We start from the raw sequence: 1,324 nt of genomic DNA on the forward strand, positions 1-1,324 counted from the left end.
ACTTCGGCTGTGTGTGTGAAGCCTCCATTCTTTATCTATCGGTAGGCGGCCTACGCACGAAGATGACGGGCTTTTTTCAACTACTTGATTCCCTATTTTTACCTCAATCCCTTAAGTTGACACCGTAGGCGCGAAGGCAGGATAACGAGGGAGCTGGATGCTCTCACCTTATCTTTGAAGGATAAAAGCGAGACCAAAAAAGGGGGGCCATTCGCCCCCTTTTTCGATTGACTTAGCTTAGCTTACATTAAGAATTTGTAACCAAGGCCTATGGTGAACAGATGAGTAACTGGCGCTACAAAACGCTTGGACGAAGCATTTCGATAGCCCGGTACGAACGTATATTGAGCATTCACAGACCAGTTAGGTGTGAAACAGTACTGAACACCAGCGGCAAACAACGGGTTCCAAAATCTGGAACGTGAACTAAAAGTTGTGGGAATTTTATTAGTCGGCAGACCGGTGTTAGCTCGATTGTAGGTGTAAGCAACGCCTAATTTCCCGAAAACATAGGTATTTTCATAAATAGGCGCCATCCCTTTCAATGCAGCATAAACCATCCCGCTTTTAACTCTGTAAGTTTTCCTCACGGATACATCATCTACAACGTGAGCGGTTGTAAGTTTCACTTTAGGCAGATAGAACCAACCTCCTTCAACGCTGAAGTACTGGTTAAATTGATAACCGAGATCCGCACCGAAAGTAAAGCCACCGTTGCCTCGAGAAGAACTTCCTAAAAGTTCAGCTTGTTTCAATACACCTACAACAGTGGTTGAATCCTTCCGCCATGGACGGTATGCATAACCCAAGTTACCTTCAAGATAAACGCCCGCGTAGCTGGAAGCAGGTACATAATCAGGACCACCCGCCAATGCAGCGGAAGTGACACCAACGCTAGCCATACTGAGAGTAGCAAGTGTTACTAGTTTTTTTACCGACATTAAATTTCCCCTGTTAATGATTGAAAAATTTCTGCAAAGAGCGGACATATTTTAATAGCAATTTCTCCCTCAATGCAACTTAAATTTATGTTATTTTTATTTAAGATTGCAAATTTTAAACTATTTGATTTTATCAAATTTAAAATTAAGAATCTAGTTTTTTTAATTTATAAATTTTAAGTTCAAAACTCACTATTTTTTAAATACTTTTTTAAAGTTCAAGGATTTTTTAATCAAGAAAATGATTTTTAATAAAAAAACCTCTATACATAACAAAAGCAGTTAAGTTGATGAAATGGTCAGAAAAGCTGCTGAGTATTCAGTAGAATTCCTGATGTTATTGAAGGATAAGGGGTTCTTGATGAAAGACATCAGTGGGTTAG

General features: G+C 39.6%; 2 protein-coding genes. Both read right to left on the reverse strand.

Going from position 1 to position 1,324, the window contains the following annotated elements; genetic code table 11:
* Positions 1-242: 242 nt before the first annotated feature.
* Positions 243-941 carry an outer membrane beta-barrel protein gene (locus tag FIV31_RS07520; protein WP_280124344.1) on the reverse strand — a complete coding sequence of 233 codons (699 nt, stop codon included), beginning with the start codon at positions 939-941 and terminating at the stop codon, positions 243-245.
* A complete protein-coding gene (locus FIV31_RS07525; RefSeq protein ID WP_280124345.1) occupies positions 941-1,075 on the reverse strand; it encodes a hypothetical protein in 135 nt (44 codons plus the stop codon). The genes FIV31_RS07520 and FIV31_RS07525 overlap by 1 nt, the downstream gene beginning before the upstream one ends.
* Positions 1,076-1,324: the final 249 nt, after the last annotated feature.

The organism is Coxiella endosymbiont of Ornithodoros amblus (genome assembly GCF_019425495.1).
GTDB lineage: Bacteria > Pseudomonadota > Gammaproteobacteria > Coxiellales > Coxiellaceae > Coxiella.